The 23,601-nt window shown below is 70.9% G+C and carries 22 protein-coding genes and 1 pseudogene; 11 read left to right on the top strand and 12 right to left on the bottom strand.

What is annotated here, in order from left to right; all coding sequences use genetic code 11:
* Window positions 1-398 precede the first annotated feature (398 nt).
* Window positions 399-1,697: a CynX/NimT family MFS transporter gene (locus tag ABZ396_RS10665; RefSeq protein WP_358914713.1), complete on the bottom strand. Its 1,299-nt coding sequence runs from the start codon at window positions 1,695-1,697 to the stop codon at window positions 399-401.
* 94 nt (window positions 1,698-1,791) lie between these two features.
* On the opposite strand from ABZ396_RS10665, the gene ABZ396_RS10660 reads away from it, so the two are divergent.
* Entirely contained in the window at window positions 1,792-2,484 is a 693-nt protein-coding gene (locus ABZ396_RS10660) for a FadR/GntR family transcriptional regulator (RefSeq protein WP_358914711.1), read from the top strand.
* Here the strand turns inward: ABZ396_RS10660 and ABZ396_RS10655 are convergent.
* The 3 genes from ABZ396_RS10655 to fabG all read right to left on the bottom strand — a co-directional run bounded on the left by ABZ396_RS10655 (window position 2,462) and on the right by fabG (window position 4,457).
* Window positions 2,462-2,812, bottom strand: a complete 351-nt coding sequence (locus ABZ396_RS10655) for a hypothetical protein (protein WP_358914709.1) — start codon at window positions 2,810-2,812, stop codon at window positions 2,462-2,464. The two genes, ABZ396_RS10660 and ABZ396_RS10655, sit on opposite strands and share 23 nt — an antisense overlap.
* Before the next feature lie 152 nt (window positions 2,813-2,964).
* Window positions 2,965-3,732: an enoyl-ACP reductase FabI gene (gene fabI / locus ABZ396_RS10650; protein WP_358914707.1), complete on the bottom strand. Its 768-nt coding sequence runs from the start codon at window positions 3,730-3,732 to the stop codon at window positions 2,965-2,967.
* Between the two features lie 5 nt (window positions 3,733-3,737).
* Entirely contained in the window at window positions 3,738-4,457 is a 720-nt protein-coding gene (gene fabG, locus ABZ396_RS10645) for a 3-oxoacyl-[acyl-carrier-protein] reductase (RefSeq protein WP_358914705.1), read from the bottom strand.
* Between the two features lie 235 nt (window positions 4,458-4,692).
* Here fabG and ABZ396_RS10640 point away from each other — a divergent pair, with 235 nt between their 5' ends.
* Genes ABZ396_RS10640 through tyrS form a run of 3 tightly spaced genes read left to right on the top strand, consistent with a single transcriptional unit; the run spans window position 4,693 to window position 8,933 of the window.
* A complete protein-coding gene (locus ABZ396_RS10640) occupies window positions 4,693-6,216 on the top strand; it encodes a TldD/PmbA family protein (protein WP_358914703.1) in 1,524 nt (507 codons plus the stop codon).
* The gene (locus ABZ396_RS10635; RefSeq protein WP_358914701.1) at window positions 6,213-7,607 is read left to right on the top strand and encodes a metallopeptidase TldD-related protein; all 1,395 of its coding nucleotides are present in this window, start codon (window positions 6,213-6,215) and stop codon (window positions 7,605-7,607) included. Before ABZ396_RS10640 ends, ABZ396_RS10635 begins: the two co-directional genes overlap by 4 nt.
* Before the next feature lie 57 nt (window positions 7,608-7,664).
* Window positions 7,665-8,933 (top strand): tyrosine--tRNA ligase, encoded by a 1,269-nt coding sequence (gene tyrS, locus ABZ396_RS10630; protein ID WP_358914699.1) that lies wholly within the window; start codon window positions 7,665-7,667, stop codon window positions 8,931-8,933.
* A 63-nt stretch (window positions 8,934-8,996) separates the two neighbouring features.
* Here the strand turns inward: tyrS and ABZ396_RS10625 are convergent, their stop codons facing one another.
* The gene (locus ABZ396_RS10625) at window positions 8,997-9,275 is read right to left on the bottom strand and encodes a GlsB/YeaQ/YmgE family stress response membrane protein (protein ID WP_358914698.1); all 279 of its coding nucleotides are present in this window, start codon (window positions 9,273-9,275) and stop codon (window positions 8,997-8,999) included.
* Window positions 9,276-9,519: 244 nt separating this feature from the next.
* Between ABZ396_RS10625 and ABZ396_RS10620 the strand changes: the two genes are divergently transcribed.
* Together ABZ396_RS10620 and ABZ396_RS10615 are read left to right on the top strand one after the other, a co-directional pair.
* Window positions 9,520-9,918, top strand: a complete 399-nt coding sequence (locus ABZ396_RS10620; protein ID WP_358914696.1) for a DUF3099 domain-containing protein — start codon at window positions 9,520-9,522, stop codon at window positions 9,916-9,918.
* A 216-nt stretch (window positions 9,919-10,134) separates the two neighbouring features.
* Complete coding sequence (locus tag ABZ396_RS10615) at window positions 10,135-10,341, top strand: hypothetical protein (RefSeq protein ID WP_358914694.1); 207 nt, start codon at window positions 10,135-10,137, stop codon at window positions 10,339-10,341.
* 6 nt (window positions 10,342-10,347) lie between these two features.
* Here ABZ396_RS10615 and moaA read toward each other — a convergent pair whose 3' ends face one another.
* From moaA to ABZ396_RS10600, 3 genes are all read right to left on the bottom strand, one after another.
* Complete coding sequence (gene moaA / locus ABZ396_RS10610; RefSeq protein ID WP_358914692.1) at window positions 10,348-11,337, bottom strand: GTP 3',8-cyclase MoaA; 990 nt, start codon at window positions 11,335-11,337, stop codon at window positions 10,348-10,350.
* A gap of 152 nt (window positions 11,338-11,489) precedes the next feature.
* Window positions 11,490-13,109: a cation acetate symporter gene (locus tag ABZ396_RS10605; protein ID WP_358914690.1), complete on the bottom strand. Its 1,620-nt coding sequence runs from the start codon at window positions 13,107-13,109 to the stop codon at window positions 11,490-11,492.
* Window positions 13,106-13,462 (bottom strand): DUF485 domain-containing protein, encoded by a 357-nt coding sequence (locus tag ABZ396_RS10600; protein WP_358914688.1) that lies wholly within the window; start codon window positions 13,460-13,462, stop codon window positions 13,106-13,108. Before ABZ396_RS10600 ends, ABZ396_RS10605 begins: the two co-directional genes overlap by 4 nt.
* Before the next feature lie 334 nt (window positions 13,463-13,796).
* On the opposite strand from ABZ396_RS10600, the gene ABZ396_RS10595 reads away from it, so the two are divergent.
* The 4 genes from ABZ396_RS10595 to ABZ396_RS10580 all read left to right on the top strand — a co-directional run bounded on the left by ABZ396_RS10595 (window position 13,797) and on the right by ABZ396_RS10580 (window position 19,489).
* Window positions 13,797-15,323: a S8 family serine peptidase gene (locus ABZ396_RS10595; protein ID WP_358914687.1), complete on the top strand. Its 1,527-nt coding sequence runs from the start codon at window positions 13,797-13,799 to the stop codon at window positions 15,321-15,323.
* A 65-nt stretch (window positions 15,324-15,388) separates the two neighbouring features.
* Window positions 15,389-16,927 (top strand): S8 family serine peptidase, encoded by a 1,539-nt coding sequence (locus ABZ396_RS10590; protein ID WP_358914685.1) that lies wholly within the window; start codon window positions 15,389-15,391, stop codon window positions 16,925-16,927.
* 39 nt (window positions 16,928-16,966) lie between these two features.
* Entirely contained in the window at window positions 16,967-18,343 is a 1,377-nt protein-coding gene (locus tag ABZ396_RS10585) for a CoA transferase (RefSeq protein ID WP_358914683.1), read from the top strand.
* Window positions 18,344-18,490: 147 nt separating this feature from the next.
* Window positions 18,491-19,489, top strand: coding sequence for a CopD family protein (locus ABZ396_RS10580; protein WP_358914681.1), 999 nt, complete (start codon window positions 18,491-18,493; stop codon window positions 19,487-19,489).
* 9 nt (window positions 19,490-19,498) lie between these two features.
* On the opposite strand, the pseudogene ABZ396_RS10575 reads toward ABZ396_RS10580, so the two are convergent.
* The 4 genes and pseudogenes from ABZ396_RS10575 to ABZ396_RS10560 form a co-directional block, all read right to left on the bottom strand.
* Window positions 19,499-19,624, bottom strand: a pseudogene (locus ABZ396_RS10575) (alcohol dehydrogenase catalytic domain-containing protein); the annotation flags it as partial.
* 61 nt (window positions 19,625-19,685) lie between these two features.
* Window positions 19,686-20,348 (bottom strand): lysoplasmalogenase, encoded by a 663-nt coding sequence (locus ABZ396_RS10570; protein ID WP_358914680.1) that lies wholly within the window; start codon window positions 20,346-20,348, stop codon window positions 19,686-19,688.
* Complete coding sequence (locus tag ABZ396_RS10565; protein ID WP_358914678.1) at window positions 20,345-21,211, bottom strand: sterol desaturase family protein; 867 nt, start codon at window positions 21,209-21,211, stop codon at window positions 20,345-20,347. The genes ABZ396_RS10570 and ABZ396_RS10565 overlap by 4 nt, the downstream gene beginning before the upstream one ends.
* 168 nt (window positions 21,212-21,379) lie before the next feature.
* A complete protein-coding gene (locus ABZ396_RS10560; RefSeq protein ID WP_358914676.1) occupies window positions 21,380-22,093 on the bottom strand; it encodes a VIT family protein in 714 nt (237 codons plus the stop codon).
* A gap of 327 nt (window positions 22,094-22,420) precedes the next feature.
* Between ABZ396_RS10560 and ABZ396_RS10555 the strand changes: the two genes are divergently transcribed.
* On the top strand, window positions 22,421-23,440 hold the full coding sequence (locus ABZ396_RS10555) for a DEDDh family exonuclease (protein ID WP_358914674.1): 1,020 nt from the start codon (window positions 22,421-22,423) through the stop codon (window positions 23,438-23,440).
* Window positions 23,441-23,601 lie beyond the last annotated feature (161 nt).

Here is a 23,601-nt window from a genome sequence, read left to right as displayed (position 1 = left end):
TCAGCCGCGCCATGCCGGCGAACCCGGAACGGGTCGGCGGAACCAGGCCACCTCAGCGAAGCCCGGCCCCGTCAGCGAAGCCGGGCCGCGTCAGCCTCAGCCGGAACGAGCCAGCGAACCAGAACGGGCCCGCCTCAGCCGCGCCATGCCGGCGAACCCGGAACGGGTCGGCGGAACCAGGCCACCTCAGCGAAGCCCGGCCCCGTCAGCGAAGCCGGGCCGCGTCAGCCGGGACGGGGTCGGCGTCGGCCAGCCGGAACGGGTCAGCTGAACCAGGCCACGTCAGCGAAGCCCAACCGCGTCGGCATCAGCCGGGACAGGTCGGCGTCGGCGTCAGCCGGGACGGCGTCAGCGGAACCAGGCCGGGACTGCGTCGGTCGAACCAGGCCGGATCGGCGTCAGGCGGTCGTGGCCGTCTCGTCCTCCACCGTGCGGTCGCGGCCCGCGAGGACGCCGACGGCCATCTGCGGGATCATGAGGGCGGTCATGAGGGCGATCGGCAGGCCCCAGCCGCCGCTGTGCTGGTAGAGCACGCCCACCAGCAACGGGCCCGGGATGGAGATGAGGTAGCCGGCGCTCTGGGCGAAGACGGAGAGCTGCACGACCCCCGCGCCGGTCCGGGCCCGCATCCCGACCATCGTGAGGGCCAGCGGGAAGGCGCAGTTGGAGACGCCGAGCAGCAGAGCCCAGGCCCAGGCGCCGCCGGCGGGTGCGGCCCACAGGCCGAGGTATCCGGCGAGGCCGCAGACGCCGAGCACGATCACGATCGGGCCCTGGTGCAGCAGCCGGGTGGCCACGCGCGGGATGACGAAGGCCAGCGGTACGCCCATCACCATGGTGACGGCCAGCAGCAGTCCGGCCGTGCCCGCGGGCACGCCCGCGTCCCGGAAGATCTGCGCCATCCAGCCCATCGTGATGTAGGCGGCGGTGGCCTGGAGCCCGAAGAACGCGGCGAGCGCCCAGGCGGTACGGCTGCGGGTGATCCGCAGGGCGGGTGGCTGCCGGTCCGCACGCGCGCGTGCCTCGGTCACGGGCGCAGACGCCGTTCCCCGGTCCCGGACCAGCGGAAGCCACGGCAGCACCGCGGCCGCCGCCAGCCCCGCCCACACGGCGAGCCCGGCCTGCCAGCCGCCGCCCAGCGCGTCGGTCATGGGCACGGTCACCGCGGCGGCGATCGAGGTGCCGACGGCCAGAGCCATCGAGTACAGGCCGGTCATGGAGCCGACCCGGTCGGGGAACCAGCGCTTCACGATGACCGGCATCAGCACGTTGCTGACCGCGATGCCCATGAGCGCGAGCGCGCTGCCGGCCAGGAACCCGGCCGTCCCTCCGACGTACGGACGTATCAGCAGGCCGGCCGTGATGGCGACCATGCCGGCGCAGACCACCGCCGCCGGGCCGAAGCGGCGGGCGAGGCGGGGGGCGGTGACGCCGAAGACGGCGAAGCAGAGCGGCGGCACGGAGGTGAGCAGCCCGGCCACGCTGCCGCTCATGCCGAGCCCGTCACGGACCTCCTCCAGGAGCGCGCCGAGGCTGGTGATGGCGGGCCGGAGATTGACCGCGGCCAGCAGGATGCCGACGACGAACAGCCGTGTCGTCCACGCGCGCGTGGCGTTGGCGGGGCTCCCGCCGGGTGCCGTCGGGCCGGCTGTCGTGGACGCGGTCGTGGTGGTTTCCTCAGCTCCCATGACGCCCATACTAGAATCGTGGGATGATTGGTTGTCCAGTCTCGGGCGGAGGCCTCGGCGGACCCGGTCGCTCTCGCCCGGCCCTCGCGTGCGAAGGTGTGTCATGCCTCTGAGCCACCCGCGCCGCTCGGCGCTGTCCGAGCAGGTCATCGCCGAGCTGCGAACCCAGATCGCCTCCGGCGAGTGGCCGGTCGGCTCGCGCATCCCGACCGAGCCGGAGCTGGTCGAGCAGCTTGGGGTGGCCCGCAACACCGTCCGGGAGGCCGTCCGCGCGCTGGCGCACAACGGCCTGCTGGACATCCGCCAGGGCTCCGGCACGTACGTCGTGGCGACCAGTGAGCTGGCCGGCGTGATGCACCGCCGGTTCGCCGGGGCCGACCCCCGGCACATCGCCGAGCTGCGCTCCACGCTGGAGTCGTCGGCGGCCCGGCTGGCCGCGGCCCGGCGCACGGATAAGGACCTCAGGCAGCTCGACGCCCTTCTGGTGCGCCGCGAGCAGGCCTGGGAGTCGGGCGAGGCGGAGGCCTTCGTGACGGCGGACGCGACCTTCCACCTGGCCGTGGTGGCCGCCTCGCACAACGACGTGATGACGGCGATGTACGCCGACCTGGGCGAGGTGCTGCGGGACTGGCTGCGCGCGGACGTCGGCGCCGAGCTGACGCCGGAGACGTACATGGACCACACCCGCCTGGTCGACGCGATCCGCGCGGGCGACGCGGACGCGGCCGCCAAGGAGGCGGCCAGCTACCCGTACCTGTGCCGTCCGGGCAGGTTCAGCCCGCCTTCTGGTGACTGACCCATACCGAGCGGACGTCCTTCCAGCAGCGGCCGGTGAGCCGTACGGTCATCGCGGGCCCGGTGTCGACCGGGGAGCCGTCGGTGTCGATGTCCCACCACTCGGCGCACTCGATATGCAGCCGCACCCGATCCGTGTCGACGTAGGGGTTGTGGCAGTAGGCCACCACATGGGAGCCGCGGACGGTCGTCCGGCACGACGCGCCGAACAGCTGCGGTGCCGGCGTGTGGCCGCCCGGAACGCGCACTCGGGACACGGCGTCGTACGGCAGGGCCAGCACAAGGGCGAGCGCCACGGTCACTGGGGCCAGGCTGCGGGACAGGCGCACAAGGGGACCTCCTCGGCCGGGCTGGGGAGGGAATCGCGCGGTGAACGCTTAATCCAGGGTGCGCCGTGGCTGCGGCGACGGCCCGGCCGGTGGGCCGAACGGGTGAGGCCCGCACCCCTCAGGGGACGCGGGCCTCGGAACGTCCGTGCGGGTCAGGCGCCGATGGCGTGCAGACCGCCGTCCACGTGGACGATCTCGCCGGTGGTCTTCGGGAACCAGTCGCTCAGCAGGGCGACGATGCCCCTGCCGGCCGGTTCGGGGTCCTTGAGGTCCCACTCCAGGGGGGCGCGGTGGTCCCAGACCGAGGCCAGCTCGGTGAAGCCCGGGATGGACTTGGCGGCCATGGAGCCGAGCGGGCCCGCGGAGACGAGGTTGCAGCGGATGTTCTGCTTGCCCAGGTCACGTGCGAGGTAGCGGCTGGTGGCCTCCAGGGCGGCCTTGGCCGGGCCCATCCAGTCGTACTGCGGCCAGGCGAAGGAGGCGTCGAAGGTGAGGCCGACGACCGAACCGCCGTTCTGCATCAGCGGCAGGCAGGCCATGGTCAGCGACTTCAGGGAGTACGCCGAGACGTGCATCGCGGTCGCGACGGACTCGAAGGGCGTGTTGAGGAAGTTGCCGCCGAGCGCGTCCTGGGGGGCGAAACCGATGGAGTGCACGACACCGTCGAGCCCGCCGAGTTCCTCACCGACGAGGTCGGCCAGCCGTCCGAGGTGCTCGTCGTTGGTGACGTCGAGCTCGATGACCTTGGTGGGCTTGGGAAGCTTCTTGGCGATGCGCTCGGTCAGCGTGGGCCGCGGGAACGCGGTGAGGATGATCTCGGCGCCCTGCTCCTGGGCCAGCTTGGCGGTGTGGAAGGCGATGGAGGACTCCGTCAGCACACCTGTGATCAGGACACGCTTGCCCTCGAGGATTCCGCTCATGGTGATCAGTGACCCATTCCCAGTCCGCCGTCAACAGGGATGACGGCTCCAGTGATGTACGAAGCGTCGTCCGAGGCGAGGAACCGCACCGTCGCGGCGACCTCCTCGGGCTGCGCGTACCGGCCGAGCGGCACCTGCGACACGATGTTGGCGCGCTGCTCGTCGGTGAGCACCTTGGTCATGTCGGTGTCGACGAAGCCGGGCGCGACGACGTTGAAGGTGATGTTGCGCGAGCCCAGCTCACGGGCGAGGGACCGCGCGAAGCCGACCAGGGCGGCCTTGGAGGCGGCGTAGTTGGCCTGGCCGGGGCCGCCGTAGAGGCCGACGACCGAGGAGATGAGGACGACGCGGCCCTTCTTGGCGCGCAGCATGCCGCGGTTGGCACGCTTGACCACGCGGAAGGTGCCGGTGAGGTTGGTGTCGACCACCGAGGTGAAGTCCTCTTCGGACATCCGCATCAGAAGCGTGTCCTTGGTGATGCCGGCGTTGGCGATCAGGACCTCGACCGGGCCGTGGGCTTCCTCGATCTCCTTGTAGGCCTGCTCCACCTGCTCGGAGTCGGTGATGTCGCACTTGACGGCGAGGCAGCCCAATTCCTTGAGGACGGCCGGCGGCTCACCCGAGCGGTACGTGATGGCAACCCTGTCACCGTTGTCGGCGAAAGCGCGGGCGATGGCGAGGCCGATGCCCCGGTTGCCTCCAGTGACGAGAACCGAGCGGCTCAACGGATCACCCTTTCGTTCGGTCTGACCACCCGCCCGAGAGCTGGCACGACAGGCGGCTTCATCAAAAACCTATCGGTCCCGCCATCGCCGCGAGCAATCGGGCACCGACAGTGGCTCGGGGGTGTCGCTGTCGGGTCCCTACAGAAAGGCCCGATGCCGTACCGAAACCTGTGGTCCGTTTGGCCGAGGGCGCGACATGATCGGACGGACAGGCCACGACAGCAGGGAGACCTCCGTGCCTCATTCCATCGACGAAGCCTTCACGGCGCTTCCGCTACGGGCCCTTGCCGACGCCGCGCTGGCACGCGCGCGTGCGCTGGGGGCCGAGCACGCGGACTTCCGGTTCGAGCGGGTGCGCAGTGCGTCCTGGAGCGTCAGGGACGCCAAGCCCGCCGGATCGTCGGACACCACCGACCTCGGATACGCGGTCCGGGTCGTGCACGGCGGTACCTGGGGCTTCGCCTCCGGGGTGGACCTGACCCTGGACGCGGCCGCCAAGGTCGCCTCGCAGGCGGTGGCCATGGCGAAGCTCTCGGCGCAGGTCATCAAGGCCGCCGGGTCCGAAGAGCGGGTGGAGCTGGCCGACGAGCCGGTGCACGCGGAGCGGACGTGGATCTCGTCGTACGAGATCGATCCGTTCACCGTGCCCGACGAGGAGAAGGCCGCGCTGCTCACGGACTGGAGCGCGCGGCTGCTGGCGGCGAACGGCGTCAACCACGTCGACGCCTCGCTGCTCACCGTGCACGAGAACAAGTTCTACGCCGATACGGCCGGGACCGTGACCACCCAGCAGCGCGTGCGGCTGCACCCGCAGCTGACCGCCGTGTCGGTGGACGAGTCGAGCGGCGAGTTCGACTCGATGCGGACCATCGCGCCGCCGGCCGGCCGCGGCTGGGAGTACCTCACCGGCACCGGCTGGGACTGGGACGCCGAGCTGGAGCAGATCCCGGAGCTGCTCGCCGAGAAGATGCGGGCGCCGAGCGTGGAGGCGGGGCTGTACGACCTGGTGGTCGACCCGTCCAACCTGTGGCTGACCATCCACGAGTCCATCGGCCACGCCACCGAGCTGGACCGCGCGCTCGGCTACGAGGCCGCCTACGCCGGCACCTCCTTCGCCACCTTCGACCAGCTCGGCAAGCTCAGGTACGGCTCCGAGCTGATGAACGTCACCGGCGACCGCACCGCCGAGCACGGCCTGGCGTCCGTCGGCTACGACGACGAGGGAGTCGCCGCCCAGTCCTGGGACCTGGTGAAGGACGGCACGCTCGTCGGCTACCAGCTGGACCGCAGGATCGCGAGGCTGACCGGCTTCGAGCGCTCCAACGGGTGCGCGTTCGCGGACTCCCCCGGGCATGTGCCCGTGCAGCGCATGGCCAACGTGTCGCTCCAGCCCGATCCGGGCGGGCTGTCGACGGAGGACCTGATCGGCGGGGTCGACCGCGGGATCTACGTGGTCGGTGACCGTTCCTGGTCGATCGACATGCAGCGCTACAACTTCCAGTTCACCGGCCAGCGGTTCTTCAGGATCGAGAACGGACGGATCACCGGACAGCTGCGGGATGTCGCCTACCAGGCGACGACCACCGACTTCTGGGGCTCCATGGCGGCCGTCGGCGGCCCGCAGACCTACGTCCTGGGCGGCGCCTTCAACTGCGGCAAGGCCCAGCCGGGACAGGTCGCCGCCGTGTCCCACGGCTGCCCCTCGGCCCTCTTCAAGGGCGTCAACATCCTCAACACCACCCAGGAGGCCGGTCGATGAGTGCCCGCAGCAATAAGCCGCACGAGATCGTCGAGCACGCCCTGGAACTCTCCCGCGCCGACGGCTGCGTGGTCATCGCCGACGAGCACTCCACCGCCAACCTGCGCTGGGCAGGCAACGCGCTCACCACGAACGGGGTCACGCGCGGCCGTTCGCTCACCGTCGTCGCCACCGTCGACGGCAAGGAGGGCACAGCCTCCGGTGTGGTGTCCCGGGCGGCCGTGACCGCCGACGACCTCGAACCGCTGGTGCGGGCCGCCGAGGCCGCCGCGCGGGGCGCCGGTCCCGCCGAGGACGCCCAGCCGCTGGTCACCGGCGTGCCGGAAGCGCCGGACTTCACGGACGCGCCCGCCGAGACCTCCTCCACCGTGTTCGCCGACTTCGCCCCGGCGCTCGGCGAGGCCTTCGCCCGCGCGCGTGCCGGTGGCCGTGAGCTGTACGGCTTCGCCAACCACGAGCTGGTCTCGACGTACGTCGGCACGTCGACCGGACTGCGGCTGCGCCACGACCAGCCCAACGGCACCCTGGAGCTGAACGCCAAGTCGCCGGACCGCACCCGGTCGGCCTGGGCCGGGTGCTCCACGCGGGACTTCAAGGACGTCGACCCGGGCGCGCTCGACGCCGAGCTGGCCGTACGGCTCGGCTGGGCGGAGCGCCGGGTGGAGCTGCCGGCGGGCCGTTACGAGACGCTGCTGCCGCCGACCGCCGTGGCCGACCTGCTGATCTACCAGCTGTGGTCGGCGTCCGGGCGGGACGCGGCCGAGGGGCGGACGGTGTTCTCCAAGCCGGGCGGTGGCACCCGCGTCGGCGAGAAGCTGACCGACCTGCCGCTGACCCTGCGCAGCGACCCGAACGAGCCGGGCCTGGAGTCCGCGCCCTTCGTCATCGCGCACTCCTCCGGCGGCGACCAGTCCGTCTTCGACAACGGGCTGCCGATCGGCGCCACCGAGTGGGTCGCGGGCGGTGAGCTGAGGCATCTGACGACCACCCGGCACACCGCCGGCCTCACGGGTCTGCCGCCTGCTCCGGCGGGCGGGAACCTCATCCTGGACGGCGGCGCGGACCACTCCCTGGAGGAGATGATCGCGGCCACGAAGCGGGGGCTGCTGCTGACCTGCCTCTGGTACATCCGCGAGGTCGACCCGGCGACGCTGCTGCTCACCGGCCTGACCCGGGACGGCGTCTACCTGGTGGAGAACGGCCAGGTCACCGGGCAGGTGAACAACTTCCGGTTCAACGAGTCGCCGGTGGACCTGCTGGGGCGGGCCACGGAGGCCGGGCGCACGGAAAAGACGCTGCCGAGGGAGTGGAGCGACTGGTTCACTAGGGCTGCGATGCCCGCGCTGCGCGTGCCCGACTTCAATATGAGCTCTGTCAGTCAGGGCGTATAACCTCGTAGCCGGTGGTCGCACGACTGCCCGAAGATCATCCAAGGAGATACGAGAACCGTGACGGACATCGTCGACGAGCTGAAGTGGCGTGGGCTGTTCGCCCTGTCCACCGACGAGGACGCTTTGCGTAAGGCGCTCGCGGACGGTCCTGTCACGTTCTATTGCGGTTTCGACCCGACCGCGCCGTCCCTGCACGTCGGGCACCTGGTGCAGGTACTCACCGTGCGCCGGCTCCAGCAGGCCGGGCACCGGCCGCTGGCGCTGGTGGGCGGTGCGACGGGCCTGATCGGCGACCCGCGCCCGACGGCCGAGCGCACGCTGAACGACCCGGAGACGGTCGCCGGCTGGGTCGGCAAGCTGCGCGCCCAGATCGAGCCGTTCCTGTCCTTCGAGGGCGAGAACGCGGCCGTCATGGTCAACAACCTCGACTGGACCGAGGGCCTGTCCGCGATCGAGTTCCTGCGGGACATCGGCAAGCACTTCCGCGTCAACAAGATGCTGACCAAGGACTCCGTGGCCCGCCGCCTGGAGTCCGACCAGGGCATCAGCTACACGGAGTTCAGCTACCAGATCCTCCAGGGCATGGACTTCCTGCAGCTGTTCCGGCGGTACGGCTGCACGCTCCAGCAGGGCGGCAGCGACCAGTGGGGCAACCTCACGGCCGGCCTGGACCTGATCCACCGGCTGGAGCCGCACGCGAGCGTGCACGCGCTGGCGACGCCGCTGATGACCAAGGCGGACGGCACGAAGTTCGGCAAGACCGAGGGCGGTGCCGTGTGGCTCGACCCGGAGATGACGACGCCGTACGCGTTCTACCAGTTCTGGCTGAACGTGGACGACCGCGACATCTCGACGTACCTGCGGATCCTGTCCTTCAAGTCCCGTGCGGAGCTTGAGGAGTTGGAGAAGCAGACGGAGGAGCGTCCGCAGGCGCGGGCCGCGCAGCGGGCGCTGGCCGAGGAGCTCACGACACTCGTCCACGGGGCCGACCAGACCGCTGCGGTGATCGCCGCGTCCAAGGCGCTGTTCGGGCAGGGCGAGTTGGCGGAGCTGGACGACCGGACGCTGGCGGCCGCGCTCTCCGAGGTGCCGCACGTCCGGGTCACCGAACTCGCTCCGGTGGTCGACCTGTTCGCCGAGGTCGGGCTGGTGGCCAGCAAGTCCGCCGCGCGGCGCACCGTGAAGGAGGGCGGGGCCTACGTGAACAACGTCAAGGTGACCGCCGAGGACGCCGTGCCCTCCGTGGAGGAGCTGCTGCATGGGCGGTGGCTTGTGCTGCGGCGGGGGAAGAAGAATCTGGCGGCCGTGGAGCTCGTTGGTTCCTGAGCGCCACAGGGGTGCGGGGTGATGTGTTGACACAGCCCCGCGCCCCTGAAGGGGCGCTTCGGGTCAGGCTCGGTACTTTCGCCTCCCCAGCGTCGCCATGTACAGCATGTCGCCGAGGAACACGATGATGATCGCGGCGACCAGCTGGAACAGATGACGGGTCCAGTCGATGCCCGGCGTCTCCGCCACCCCCACCGCGCGGGCGACCGCGTTGCCCGCGATGGCCCCCAGAATGCCGAAGATGGTCGTCAGCCAGAGTGGGCTGTGCTGCTTGCCCGGGATGACCGCCTTCGCGATCAGGCCCAGCACGAATCCCACGATGATCGCCCACAACCAGCCCATGGCTGCCTCCTCGTACGGCTCGACGTGAGCATTACGCCAAGTCTCGGCCCGTCCGCCGTACGGCGCATGTCGGTACGCCCATACGCGGTACGGCGCACGACGTTCACGCAGGCAGCAGGGCGACCCGCTCTCGAAGGCGGCGCAGGTGCGGCGTAACGTGGGGAGTGTCCCGGCCGGTTCCCCGTACGGGTGCGGACAGGGTACGGGCCGGGGAGAGTCCGATGCGCGCGGATGGTGGAATGTGATGCGGAAGCAGCGTGGCGGCGGCAGCGTCCAGGTGTTCCGGATCACCGGGGCCCGCACCGGCCTTGCGGAGGACGTCCGCGGCCGGCAGCGACGGTACGTCATCTCGATGACCGTCCGGACCATGTCGGTGATCCTCGCGGTCACGTTGTGGAACGTCGAACGGTACGTCGCCATCGTCGCGTTGGTATTCGGGGCGCTGCTCCCCTATGTCGCCGTCGTCATCGCCAACGCGGGCCGGGAGCGGCCGCCCTCGCTTCCGTCGACGTTCGGTGTCGCACCGACGAGGCTGATGATCGCGCCGCCGCGCGCGGAGGATCCGAACACGGAATCCGTCCCGGAGGACGCGGTGGCCGACCCGGCGGCGGGGGTGCGTGGTGAGCGGCCGGAGTCGGTCTGAGCACCGGGGACGCGGGTTAAGCGGACGGTGTCTCCGCACAAAGCTCAAGAAAAGCTCAGATCAATCGTGCTGTTCCGGTGCCGGGCGCCGGGTGACCCGTGACATACTGCGTACGCGCTCCGCATCCCCCGTCGGAGCGACGGACCGACGCCGGGCAGCTCCCCCCGTGGCTGCTCGGCGTCGCCTTGTTTGCGGGGTTTTTTGCGGGACGAAGCAGTGAGTGACGTTATTTGTTCAGCGAAGGGTTGTCGGGCCGACGCGGTGTGGGTGCTGGCGTGGAACAACCCGAAGATTCACACGCCGGAGCGGCGGAAGACCTGGCTCGCTTGTGAGGAGCACCGGGAGCATCTCTCGCAGTTCCTGGGAGTGCGGGGGTTTTTGAAGGATGTTGTGTTGTTGAAGGAGTGGGAGTCGCCCCAGTAGGCCGCTCTAGCCTCCGATTGCGGACATCGGCCGGTCCGGCTGGATGAACGACGGGTCGTCCAAGCCCGCCCCCGCCTTCTTCCCCCACATCGCCAGCCGCCAGATGCGGGCGATCTCCTCGTCGGATCCGCCCGAGCGGAGGGCGGCGCGCAGATCTGTCTCTTCCCTGGCGAACAGGCAGTTCCGTACCTGGCCGTCGGCCGTGAGGCGGGTGCGGTCGCAGGCCGCGCAGAACGGGCGGGTGACCGAGGCGATGACGCCGACGCGGTACGGGCCGCCGTTCACCAGCCAGCGCTCCGCCGGGGCCGAGCCGCGCTCGTCCGCTTCCTCGGGGGTGAGGTCGAAGCGGGTGCGGAGCGAGGCGAGGATGTCCCCCGCCGTCACCATGCTGTCGCGCTTCCAGCCGTGCTGTGCGTCCAGCGGCATCTGCTCGATGAAACGCAGCTCGTAGTCGTGCGCCACCGCCCAGGCCAGCAGGTCGGGGGCCTCGTCCTCGTTCAGGCCCGGCATCAGGACCGTGTTGACCTTGACCGGGGTGAGGCCGGCGTCGCGGGCGGCCTGGAGGCCGTCGAGCACGTCCTTGTGGCGGTCGCGGCGGGTGAGGGTCTTGAAGACGTCCGGGCGGAGGGTGTCGAGGGAGACGTTGACCCGGTCCAGACCGGCCGCCTTCAGGGCCGTCGCGGTGCGCCTCAGGCCGATGCCGTTGGTCGTCAGGGACATCTGGGGGCGGGGGGCCAGGGCCGCCACCCGCTCCACGATGCCGACCAGGCCGGGCCGCAGCAGCGGCTCGCCGCCGGTGAAGCGGACCTCCTCGACGCCCAGCAGGCGGACGGCTATGTCGATCAGGCGGACGATCTCGTCGTCCGTGAGCAGGTCGGGCTTGGCCAGCCACTGCAGGCCCTCCTCGGGCATGCAGTACGTGCAGCGCAGATTGCACCGATCGGTCAGTGAGACCCTCAGGTCGGTTGCCACTCGGCCGTAGGTGTCGATGAGCACGGGGCCCCCTCCCTTGTTACGGACCGGTTCTCTACCGTCACTTGCGAGCTTACGTGACAGGACCGACATCGTGATGGGCCCGATGCCACGAGGTGCGACGCGGCCGCGTCGTAGGACCCTACGATCCCGTCGACGCGGCCAGTCGTACGAAGTCAGTGCGCGCCGGTGCCCGTCAGGGACCGCACCTCCAGTTCCGCGTACTTCGCGGCGTCCGGGACCTCCTTGGACAGCAGGGTGCCCACGACGCCGAGGAGGAAGCCGACCGGGATCGAGATGATGCCCGGGTTCTCCAGCGGGAACCAGTGGAAGTCGACGCCCGGGAACATCGAGGTCTCCTTGCCGGACACCACGGGCGAGAACAGCACCAGGCCGACCGCGGTGACCAGGCCGCCGTAGATCGACCAGAGGGCTCCGGCGGTGGTGAACCGCTTCCAGAAGAGGCTGTAGAGGATGGTCGGCAGGTTGGCGGAGGCGGCGACCGCGAAGGCCAGGGCCACCAGGCCGGCGACGTTCAGGTCGCGGGCGAGGGCACCGAGGAGGATCGAGACCGCGCCGATGCCGACGGTGGCCCACCGGGCCGCGTTGATCTCCTGCTTCTCGGAGGCCTGGCCCTTCTTGATGACGTTGGCGTAGATGTCGTGCGCGAAGGAGGACGACGAGGCCAGGGTGAGGCCCGCGACCACGGCGAGGATCGTCGCGAAGGCCACCGCCGAGATCGTGGCGAGCAGGATCGCGCCCCAGCTGGAGTCGACTCCGCCCAGGTGCAGGGCGAGGAGCGGGGCCGCCGTGTTGCCGGCCTTGTTGGAGGCGATGATCTCGTCCGGTTTGATCAGCGCGGCGGCGCCGAAGCCGAGGGCGAGGGTCATCAGGTAGAAGGCGCCGATCAGGCCGATCGCCCAGATCACCGACTTACGGGCGGCCTTCGCGGTGGGCACGGTGTAGAAGCGGATCAGGATGTGCGGCAGGCCGGCGGTGCCAAGGACCAGGGCGATGCCGAGGGAGAGGAAGTCCAGCTTGCTGGTGCTGGTGGCGCCGTACTTCAGGCCGGGCTCCAGGAAGGCGGTGCCCTTGCCGCTGTTGTCGGCGGCCTTGCCGAGCAGGTCGGAGATGTTGAAGTTGAACTTGGCCAGGACCATGAAGGTCAGCAGCAGGGCGCCCGCCATGAGCAGGACGGCCTTGACCATCTGCACCCAGGTGGTGCCCTTCATGCCGCCGATGGTGACGTAGACGATCATCAGGACGCCGACCAGGGCGACGATGCCGACCTTGCCGGCGTCGCTGGTGATGCCGAGGAGGAGGGAGACGAGGACGCCCGCTCCCGCCATCTGGGCCAGCAGGTAGAAGATCGACACCACGATCGTCGAGGTGCCGGCCGCGGTGCGCACCGGGCGCTGGCGCATGCGGTACGCCAGCACGTCGCCCATGGTGTAGCGGCCGGAGTTGCGCAGCGGCTCGGCGACCAGGAGGAGGGCGACGAGCCAGGCGACCAGGAAGCCGATGGAGTAGAGGAAGCCGTCGTAGCCAAAGAGGGCGATGGCGCCGGCGATGCCGAGGAAGGACGCGGCGGACATGTAGTCGCCGGAGACGGCGAGCCCGTTCTGGAAGCCGGTGAACTGGCGGCCGCCCGCGTAGAAGTCGGCGGCGTCCTTGGTCTGGCGGCCGGCCCAGACGGTGATGACGAGGGTCGCGACGACGAACACCGCGAACAGGGTGATGATCAGCGTACGGTGCTGGCTGGCCTCACCGGCCGCCAAAGTGATCGCGGGGCTCATGCGCCGTCCTCCATCCGGGACTTGATGGCCTGGGCCTTGGGGTCGAGCTTGGTCGCGGCGTGGTGCGCGTACCACCAGGCGATGAGGAACGTGGTGAGGAACTGGGCGAGGCCGAGGACCAGGGCCACGTTGATGTTGCCGACGACCTTGGTGCCCATGAAGTCGCCCGCGTAGCTGGAGAGCAGGACGTACAGCAGGTACCAGGCGATGAAGCCGACGGTCAGCGGGAAGGCGAAGGAGCGGTAGGAGTGCCGCAGTTCGGCGAACTCCGGACTCTGCTGCACCTCGGCGAACTCCTCGCTGGAGGGGAGCGGGTTCTGCGCTTTCGAGGGCGGTGGTGTCTCGGTAGCCACGGAGTCTCCTCGCGTTACGGACATGCGGATTCTGACCTCACAGACGCTGGGATCACGTACCCGGAGTGATGGCGCGGCTCCGGTAAGTGATACCGACAGGGGGCCTCGATCCTGCTGCGGCTCCCTGCTCAAGGTCACGGCGCCACGCGTGGACAGGTTCAACTCGCCCGGGTTCTTTCGGAAGTCGTTCGCGCGAGTCGCCTCCGGTCATTGCTGGCCGGTGAGTGCGGGAGATAGCTTCGCCCTGCACTACGCGTCATGTACCTGCCCAGGCGGCATCCGCTGCTTGGGCGGCCCCGTTTTCGGTTGATGTTCCGGATGATGTGGAGACCCCATGGCTCATCTGCGTTCCAGACGCGGGCTTGCGCTCGCCGTACCGGTCGCCCTGTCGCTGACCGCGTCGCTCGGCATGCTGCCGGCGGCGGCTTCGGCGGCACCGCTGACGGCCCCGGCGACGCCGGCGGCGGACGGGCCGAACCTGGCCTATGTCGTCAACACCAGGACTGACCACGGCACGATCGAGTCGGTACAGCGGGCGATCGCCCGCAACGGCGGCACGATCGTCGCGTCGTACGACAGGATCGGCGTGATCGTCGTGCACTCGGCGAGCCCGGACTTCGGCGCCGCGATGCGCTCGGTGCGCGGGGTGCGGTCGGCGGGGGCCACCCGGACGGCTCCGCTGAGCGCGGCGGGGACCACGGACGAGGGGGCCGTGCAGGTCCTGTCGAAGGCGGAGGCCGCGCAGGTCGAGCAGAGGTCGACGGCGGGCCAGGAGCCCCTTGAGGCCGACCAGTGGGACCTGCGGACGATCGGCGCCGACAAGGCCGCCACGGTCAACCCGGGAAGCCGGTCGGTGACCGTCGGTGTCATCGACACGGGCGTCGACGACACCCACCCGGACATCGCCCCGAACTTCTCCGCCGCGCAGTCCGCCAACTGCGTGAGCGGCAAGGCGGACACGACGTACGGCGCCTGGCGGCCGGTGGACGCCGCCCACTACCACGGCACACACGTCGCCGGTGAGATAGCCGCCGCCCGCAACGGCATCGGCGTGGCGGGCGTGGCACCGGGCGTGAAGGTCGCGAGCATCACCGTGGCCCAGCCCGACTCGACGCAGCTGTTCTACCCGGAGAGTGTCGTCTGCGCCTTCGTGTTCGCCGCCGACCACGGCGTGGAGATCACCAACAACAGCTACTACGTTGATCCATGGCTGTACAACTGCATGGACGACCCCGATCAACGTGCCATCGTTGACGCGGTCAACAGGGCGCAGCTGTACGCCCAGAGCAAGGGCACGCTCAATGTGGCCTCGGCGGGCAACTCGAACGACGACCTCGACGCGAGCGCCCTCACGGACACCTCCAGCCCCGACGACTCGACGGCCACGACCCGCACGGTCGACCCGCACGAGTGCTTCGACGTGCCGACCCAGCTGCCCGGTGTGGTCACCGTGAGCGCGGTCGGCGTCGACAACGCCAAGTCCTACTACTCCAGCTACGGCCAGGGCGTCATCGACGTGGCGGGCCCGGGCGGCGACAAGTACCAGATCCCGGACACGCCGTCGAAGAACGGCCGCGTCCTGTCCACCCTGCCGAACGGCCAGTACGGCTTCCTCCAGGGCACCTCGATGGCGTCCCCGCACGTGGCCGCGGTCGCCGCGCTGCTGAAGTCGACCCACCCGGACGCCTCCCCGGCCCGGCTCCAGGCCCTGCTCAAGGCCGAGGCGGACAACCCGGGCTGCCCGGCGGGTCCCTACGACGGGAACGGCGACGGCGTCGTGGACGCCACCTGTGTGGGCGGAAAACACATCAACGGCTTCTACGGCTCGGGTGTCGTGAACGCGCTCCGCGCGGTCAAGTGACCACCCTTTAGCAGGACTTCCCGCACGGCATGCTCGTTTCGCGAACGAACCGGAGGCTCACCCACATGACAGCGCCCAAGCCGCGCCACCGCCGCGCTCTCGCCATCCCGCTCGGCATGGCCATGGCCACGGCCCTCGCGTTCCTGCCGAACGTCTCGGCGTCCGCCGCCGACACCACGACCACGGTCGCCTCGGACGCGAGCGCGAGTGACGCGACGTCGCTCAGCTATGTCGTCAACGTCCGCCCCGGGCACGGCACCTCGCAGCGCGTCCAGAAGGCGATCGACCGGGCCGGCGGTTCGGTGGTGATCGCGTACGACGAGATCGGCGTGATCGTCGTCCACTCGTCCAACCCCGACTTCGCCAAGACCCTGCGCAAGGTGCCCGGCGTGGAGTCGGCGGGCGCGACCCGCAACGCGCCGCTGCCCGCCCAGTCGACGACCGACGTCGGCACACCCGAGGCGCTCAGCTCGGAGCAGGTCGCGCAGGCGGACGCACAGGCGGCCGACGGGCAGGACCCGCTGGAGCCGCTGCAGTGGGACCTGCCCGCCATCAAGGCCGACAAGGCGCACGAGAAGACCCTCGGCAGCTCGAAGGTCACCGTCGCCGTCATCGACACCGGCGTCGACGACACCCACCCGGACATCGCCCCGAACTTCGACGCGGCCGCGTCCACCAACTGCGTCACCGGCAAGCCGGACACGACGTACGGGGCCTGGCGGCCCAGCGCCGCCGAGAGCCCGCACGGCACGCATGTGGCCGGTGAGATCGCGGGCGCCAAGAACGGCGTCGGCATCACCGGTGTGGCACCGGGCGTCAAGGTGGCGGGCATCAAGGTCGCCACCACGAGCGGGTACTTCTACACGGAGGCCGTGGTCTGCGGCTTCGTGTGGGCGGCCGAGCACCACATCGACGTCACCAACAACAGCTATTACACCGACCCCTGGTACTTCAACTGCACCGACGACCCGGACCAGAAGGCGCTCGTCGACGCCATCACCCGGGCTTCCCGCTTCGCGGAGAGGAAGGGCACGGTCAATGTGGCGGCGGCCGGGAACGAGAGCTACGACCTGGACGCCGACTCGATCACCGACCCGGTCTCGCCGAACGACGGCACGCCCAGCGACCGGGTGATCGACCCGCACGAGTGCTACGACATACCGACCCAGCTGCCGGGCGTCGTCACGGTCGCGGCCACGGGCGCGAAGGGCCTCAAGTCGTCGTTCTCCAACTACGGCCTCGGGGTGATCGACATCGCCGCGCCCGGCGGCGACTCGACGGCCTACCAGGCCCCGGCGCCCCCGGCGACCAGCGGCCTGATCCTGGGCCCGCTGCCGGGCGGCAGGTGGGGCTACATGGCGGGTACGTCGATGGCCACGCCGCATGTCGTCGGCGTCGCCGCATTGATCAAGTCAACCCATCCGCACGCCTCCGCCGCCCTGGTGAAGGCCCTGCTGTACGCCGAGGCAACCGCCACGCCGTGCACCGACCCGTACGACATCAACGGCGACGGCAAGGTCGACGCGGTGTGCGAGGGCTCGAAGAACCACAACGGTTTCTACGGCTGGGGCACGGCGGACGCGCTGGCGGCGGTGACCCGGTAGAGACATATATTGATTGAGTCAATACTGCATAGTGCAGTCATGACTGCAATCAAGTATGCGTGGTCCGCGCTGGGCGGCGACCCCTCGCTGCCCGCGCGGATCACGACCGTGGCACGCAAGGGCGTGCTCCCGGCACACCTCCCGGTAGGGCGGCTGGCGCGCGCGTGTGTCGGCGCGTGCGCGCTGGCCGCCGCCGAACTGGGGGCACGGCGGGCCGCAACGGCGGAGGCGCCCGCGGTTCAGGTGGACGACGGGGCCGTGGCGACCGCGTTCACCGGCGAGCGGCAGTTGCTGGTCGACGGCCGGGCGCCGATGCCGTTCGCCCCGCTGTCCCGGTTCTGGCGCACGGCCGACGGATGGGTGCGTACGCACGCCAACTACCCGCACCACCGGGCCCGGCTGCTGACCGCGCTGGGCCTGCCGCAGGACGCCTCGCCGGAGGAAGTCGCGGCCCGGATCGCCGGGCGGCCCGCGGTGGAGGTGGAGGACGCGGTCTATGGCGCCGGCGGACTGGCCGTGGCGCTGCGCTCACCCGATGAGTGGGCCGCCCACGAGCAGGCGGTGGAGGTGGCCGCACGCCCCCTCGTCGAGCGGGGCCGCCTGGACGCCGCCCCCGCACGCGTGCTCCCGCCGCTCGACACCGGCGCCTCTCACCTGCTGCCCGCGGCCGGACTGCGCGTCCTTGACCTGACCCGGGTCCTCGCCGGCCCGGTCGCCACCCGCACCCTGGCGCTGCTGGGCGCGGACGTCCTGCGCCTGGACGCGCCCTGGCTGCCCGAACTCCCCGACCAGCACGCGGACACGGGCTTCGGGAAACGGTCGGCGACGCTCGACCTGGCGGCGGAGCGGGCGGCCTTCGAGGAGCTGCTGGCCTCGGCGGACGTCGTCGTCACCGGCTACCGGCCGGGCGCCCTGGACCGGTTCGGGCTCTCCCCCGAGGCACTGGCCGAACGGCGGCCGGGGCTGGTCGTGGGCCAGGTGTCCGCGTGGGGCGGGTACGGGCCGTGGGGCATGCGGCGCGGCTTCGACAGCCTCGTGCAGGTCGCCACCGGCATCGCGAAGACCGAGGGCACGCCGGAACGGCCGGGTGCGCTGCCCGCGCAGGCGCTCGACCACGGGACGGGGTATCTGCTGGCGGCCGGAGTGCTGCGGGCTCTGACCGAGCAGTCCTGCGACGGCGGGAGCAGGTTCGTGCGGCTGGCGCTGGCGCGCACCGCGCGATGGCTCATGGCGGAGATGGAGCCGGGTTCCGAGGCCGGTGAGCCGTACGAGGGGCCGGGCGCCTGGCTCGCCGAGACGGACAGCGCGCTGGGGCGGCTGCGGTACGCACGGCCGCCGGTGTCTTTCGCGGGCGGCCCGGCCGACTGGGCGCGGCCGCCGACGCCTTGGGGGTCGGATCCGGCGCGGTGGGCGTGACCGGGGGACTGCCGGGGGACGGATCCGGCCCGTCGGCGGGTCCGTGCGCGCCGGGGCGGCCGGAACCGTACGAATGGGTGGATTGCCGTAACGTCAGCTGATTTCCTTTACTTGCCCGCTTCTGTCATGGCTGGTGGAGATCATGGGGTGACGTTGACACGACCGACCGCCGAAGTGGCCGCGCGCGGCCCCGCGAGACGCCCCGGGACCGGCCGGGCCGTCGCCGTCCTGGTCCTGGTGGCGCTCGCCGCGCTGGTGCCGCTGCTCGGGCCGTCCGCCGCGTTGTACGACACCGGGGAGGCCGCGGCGCCGGGGGTGGGCGGCATCGCCTTGCTGCGCGGAGTGCTGTTCGCCGCCTTGTGTGTGCCGTTGGGCGAGCTGTTCGTGGACCGGCTGGCCCGCCGGCTGCGCGACGCACCGCCCGAACGGCCGTCCAGCTGGGCGGTGTTGGCGGCCGTCGCCGGTTTCGTCGCCGCGCTGGGGCTCGCGTCGACGGGCAACCTGGTGCCGCGCGGTCTCGCCGACATCGACGTGGGCGGCCTGTACCGGTCGCGCGACGGGAAGTTGGCGCTGATCGAGGTCAACGCCTTTCTGCTGGCCGGCCTGTGCGCCCGCTCGCGCCGCCCGGCGGTCCAGGTGTGGCCGCTTGCCGCGGTGGTCGTCGCCGAGGCACTGCGCGCCCATCCCCCGCCCGAGCACGGCCCGTTGCTCGGCTCGGCGCTGACCCTGGTGCATCTGACGTGCGCGACGCTGTGGGTGGGCGGTCTGCCGCACGCGCTGCGCATGCTGCGCCGGTGGCGCGGCCGGGAGGCCGGAGCGGCGCTGCTCGGTCTCTACGCGCGCGTGGCCGCCGTGCTGCTCGCGGCCATCACCGCGACAGGCGTGTGGAGTTCGCTGCGGCGGATGCCCGCGGGCACGTTCCTGGACCAGCTGACGACGACGGCGTACGGGCGCACCCTGCTGGCCAAGGTGGTCCTCGTCGCCGCCGTGGCCGCGCTCGCGTTGTGGGCACGGTTCCGGCTGCGCCGGGCGGCCGACCCGCTCACCGCGTACGTCCCGGCGCGGGCTGAGGTGGCCGTGCTGGGGGTGGTGGTCGCGGTCTCGGCAGTGCTGACGGCGCTGCCGGTGCCGATCAGATGGACTTGATCAACCATTGACGCGGTCGGACCACATGAAGGGGGCGACGACGCGGTCCCCGTGCCGCACGGTGCTCACCTCGGGGCCGGTCTTCTCGACCACGCCGAGGAACTCGTGCCCGATGCGCTGCCCCGGCCGTCGTGCGGGGCGTGGAGGGTGCCGGCGCGGACGGCGAGGGTCCTGTCGTGCGAGGTCGTGAGTGCGCTCAGGGTGTGGCCGAGCGCACTTGACGGTGCGCCGTCGCCGGTGCTGATCGCGCGTCGAGCGTGCCCCGGGCCAGCAGGAACTGTGCCGCCGCATAGGTGAGCATGATCCAGAAGTCGGGTCTCGGCAGCTGCGGCCAGTCGGCGACACGGGTCGCGATGAGCGTGTCGGACAGCATGAAGAGCGCGCCGCCGAGCCCAGCGACCGGGCCGAGCCGGGTCGCCGCCGTGTACGCCATGGCGGCGAGGAGGGTGCTGTAGCCCGCGACGGGCGCACGGAGGACGGCGGGCAGGTCCGGCCACAGCAGGGCGACCAGGGTGACGAGGGCGACGGCGTAGGCGGCGAGGACGCGGGCACGCGCGTGTGACGGTCCGTGGCGGCGGAACAGGACGAGATAGCAGACGTGCCCGACGGCGAAGCAGGCCATACCCGCCATGAAGGCGGGTTCGGCGTCGGAGAGCAGCAGCACATCGCCGCCCCAGCCGCACAGCAGGGCGGCGACGAGCAGCCGGGGGCCGCCCGCGCGGGCGGCGCAGGCGGCGAGCAGGGGCATCAGCAGGACCTTGGCGACCACGTGCCCGGAGTGGAAGCCGACGGCAAGGCAGCCGAGGTCGACTACGACGGTGAGGGCGAAGGCGGCGAGCAGTGCCCGGGGCGCTCTCACGCGGCCACGGACTCCTCGGTCTGCTCCACGGCGGCCGCCGGCGCCCAGCCCGGCCCCCGGAACAGCCGCCCGGCCCGCTCCCGCCAACTGCGCGCCGCCCTCAGGTCCCTGCCGATGGCCATGTACTCATGGGTGGCCACCTTGATCGGATTGAACGTGTCGATGTCCTTGGTCAACCCGTACACAGGCCGCTCGACCTCAGGTACCCACGACCCGAACAACCGGTCCCAGACGATGAGGATCCCGCCGAAGTTGCGGTCCAGGTAGCCGCCCTGGGAGGCGTGGTGCACACGGTGGTGGGACGGCGTGTTGAACACGAACTCGAACCACCGGGGCATCTTGTCGATGCGCTCGGTGTGGATCCAGAACTGGTAGACGAGGTTCGCGGAGGAGCAGAACGCCAGCGCGGCCGGGTGCACACCGACGGCGATGAGCGGGACGTAGAACGGCCACACCGTCAGCGAGGTCCAGGGCTGGCGCAGCGCGGTGCTGAGGTTGAACTTCTTGCTGGAGTGGTGGACGACGTGGCAGGCCCACAGGATGCGGATGACGTGGTGGCCGCGGTGGGACCAGTAGTAGAAGAAGTCCTGCGCGAACAGCATCAGCGGGACCGTCCACCAGAGAACGGGAACACGCAGCGGGGTGAGTTCGTATATCGCTGTGTAGATCGCGACGATCGGGATCTTCCACACGAGGTCGAAGACGAGCGACCCGAGCCCCATGCCCATGCTGGTGGCCGCGTCCTTGGCCTCGTACCCGCCGGCGTCGTCGTCGGGATGGATTCGGTAGCTGATCACCTCGATCACGGTGAGCAGCACGAAGGCGGGTATCGACCACAGCACCACATCGGGCAGGTTCGGCATGGGGGCACCGTAGAGCCGCTGGTCGGCTGCGGCTAGACGTTGTTACCCACAAGTATTACCGGCGGTATGCGCTTGCTTGTTGGCGATCTCCGCCAACTCGAGGTCCGGTACGTCGTGACCACCCGCTCCTCGGCAAGGACGCGTTTCCTCCCCGCATCAGGGCGCGCGCTAGACCCCCACCGCCCCCAGCAGACTCCCCGCCGCATAGGTCACCCCCATGGCCAGCGCCCCGCCCACCACGTTCCGCACCACCGCCGGGCCCACCGCCGCCGCCCCCAGCCGCGCGCTGCACCATCCCGTCAGGACGAGCGCCGCCAGTACCGACACCACGGTCACCGGAAGCCGCCAGTCAGAAGGCGGCAGCACGATCGCCAGCAGCGGCAGCAACGCCCCGACCGTGAACGCCAGGAAGCTCGCCAGTGCCGCGTTCCACGGGTTCGTCAGCTCGTCCGGGTCGATGCCCAACTCCACGCTCGCGTGCGCCTTCAGCGCGTCCCGTTCGGTGAGCTGGACCGCCGCCTCCCGCGCCACCTCCCGGGACAGCCCGCGTCGCTCCAGCAGTTCGGTCAGCTCGTCCAGTTCCGCCTCGGGCTGCTCCTTCAGCTCCCGCTTCTCCAGCGCCAGCGCGGCCAGTTCCGAGTCGCGTTGGGTGGACACCGACACGTACTCCCCCGCCGCCATCGACATCGAGCCGGCGAGCAGTCCCGCCAGGCCCGCCGTCAACAGGGTGCCCCGGTCGCTGGTGGCGCCCGCTACGCCGACGACGATGCCCGCCGTCGACACGATGCCGTCGTTCGCGCCCAGTACGGCCGCCCGCAGCCAGTTCAGCCGCGAGCCGAGCGTTCCCGCGTGGGCCTCGTTGTGGTGCGTTGGTTCCATCACAGCAGGGAGGATCGCACCCCGGTCCCTGCGAGCGGCGTACCGACGTCGCCAGAGCCGTACCGAAGCCCCCCTCGATCGGATCCGGGAGGTCGAGGCCGACGCCGTACACGTGGCCGCGCTGCCGCCGGTCATCGCCGCGGTCCACCGGGGCCGTGACCCGGCAACAGGGCGACCTCGCAGTGGCGTTCGCCGTGCAGTTCCCTCAGTCGCTGCGCGCTGTCCCAGGTCCAAAGCCATGTGAAGGGCTACCAGGACGTGCGAACGGGCGGGTGTGGCGGGCGACCTGACGGACCTGGCTGTCAGTCGGGGCCCGTATCCTCAATGACCATGCTCGAAGACCGTACGACCGCAGTGTCCCCCGGCACCCCGTGGCCGGCCGCGTATCCCCAGCGGTACGCGGTTGTTGACGTGGAGACCACCGGACTGGCCCGGGACGACCGGATCATCTCCGCGGCCGTCTACCGGCTGGACGAGCGCGGCGAGGTCGAGGACCACTGGTACACACTGGTCAACCCCGAGCGCGACCCGGGTCCCGTGTGGATCCACGGTCTGACGAGCGAGGCGCTCGAAGGGGCGCCGCTCTTCATCGACGTCGCCGGGGAGTTCGCGGCCCGGCTCGACGGCCGGGTGCTGGTCGCGCACAACGCGGTCTTCGACTGGCAGATGATCGCGCGCGAGTACGCGCGCGCGAAGACCGAGGCCCCGGTGAAACAGCGGCTGTGCACGATCGCGCTCTCCAAGGAGCTGGGTCTGCCGCTGTCCAACCACAAGCTGGAGACCCTGGCCGCGCACTTCGGTGTCGTACAGCAGCGGGCGCACCACGCGCTGGACGACGCGCGCGTGCTCGCGGAGGCGTTCCGGCCCAGCCTGCGGGCCGCCGCGGCGGGCAACGTACGGCTGCCGCTCCTTGAGTGCCGGCCGCTGACGGAGTGGTCGGAGACGCCCCGGATCGGGCACCAGTCAAGCGGCGGCTACGGCGGTTACCGGCCGAGCAGCTGGCGTCCGTCACGCAAACGGCCGGCGTGCCCGTATCCGAACCCGGGGCGGTACGAGGACGGCAAGCCGCTCAGGCAGGGCATGCGGGTGGCGTTCTCCGGGGACACCTCGATCGAGCGGGAGCTTCTGGAGGACCGGGCCGTCGAGGCCGGCCTGCATGTGTCGACGAGCGTCTCGCGGCTCACCAGTCTGCTCGTCACCAACGACCCGGGCTCGGGCACCTCGAAGGTGCTCAAGGCGCGTCAGTTCGGCACGCCGGTCGTCGACGAGGCGGCCTTCGGGCAGCTGCTGCGGGACGTGGCGCCGGCGTGGCAGGAGGTGACGCCGCGGCAGGGCCGTACGGACGGGTGATTGCCGTGCGACTCGCCCGGCTCCCGCTCGCCCGTGCGGGGACCACCGCCTCACCCTTTGGCGCATGGCGAGCGTTTGCTCGATGAGGACGGCGATCTTGAAGGCTTCTGATCCGGTCCGTCGGCTTCGTGGGCGAGGAATGAGCAGACCGATGGCATTGC

This window comes from Streptomyces sp. NPDC005866 (genome assembly GCF_040629895.1).
Lineage (GTDB): Bacteria > Actinomycetota > Actinomycetes > Streptomycetales > Streptomycetaceae > Streptomyces.
This window is presented reverse-complemented; position numbering and strand designations above follow the sequence as displayed.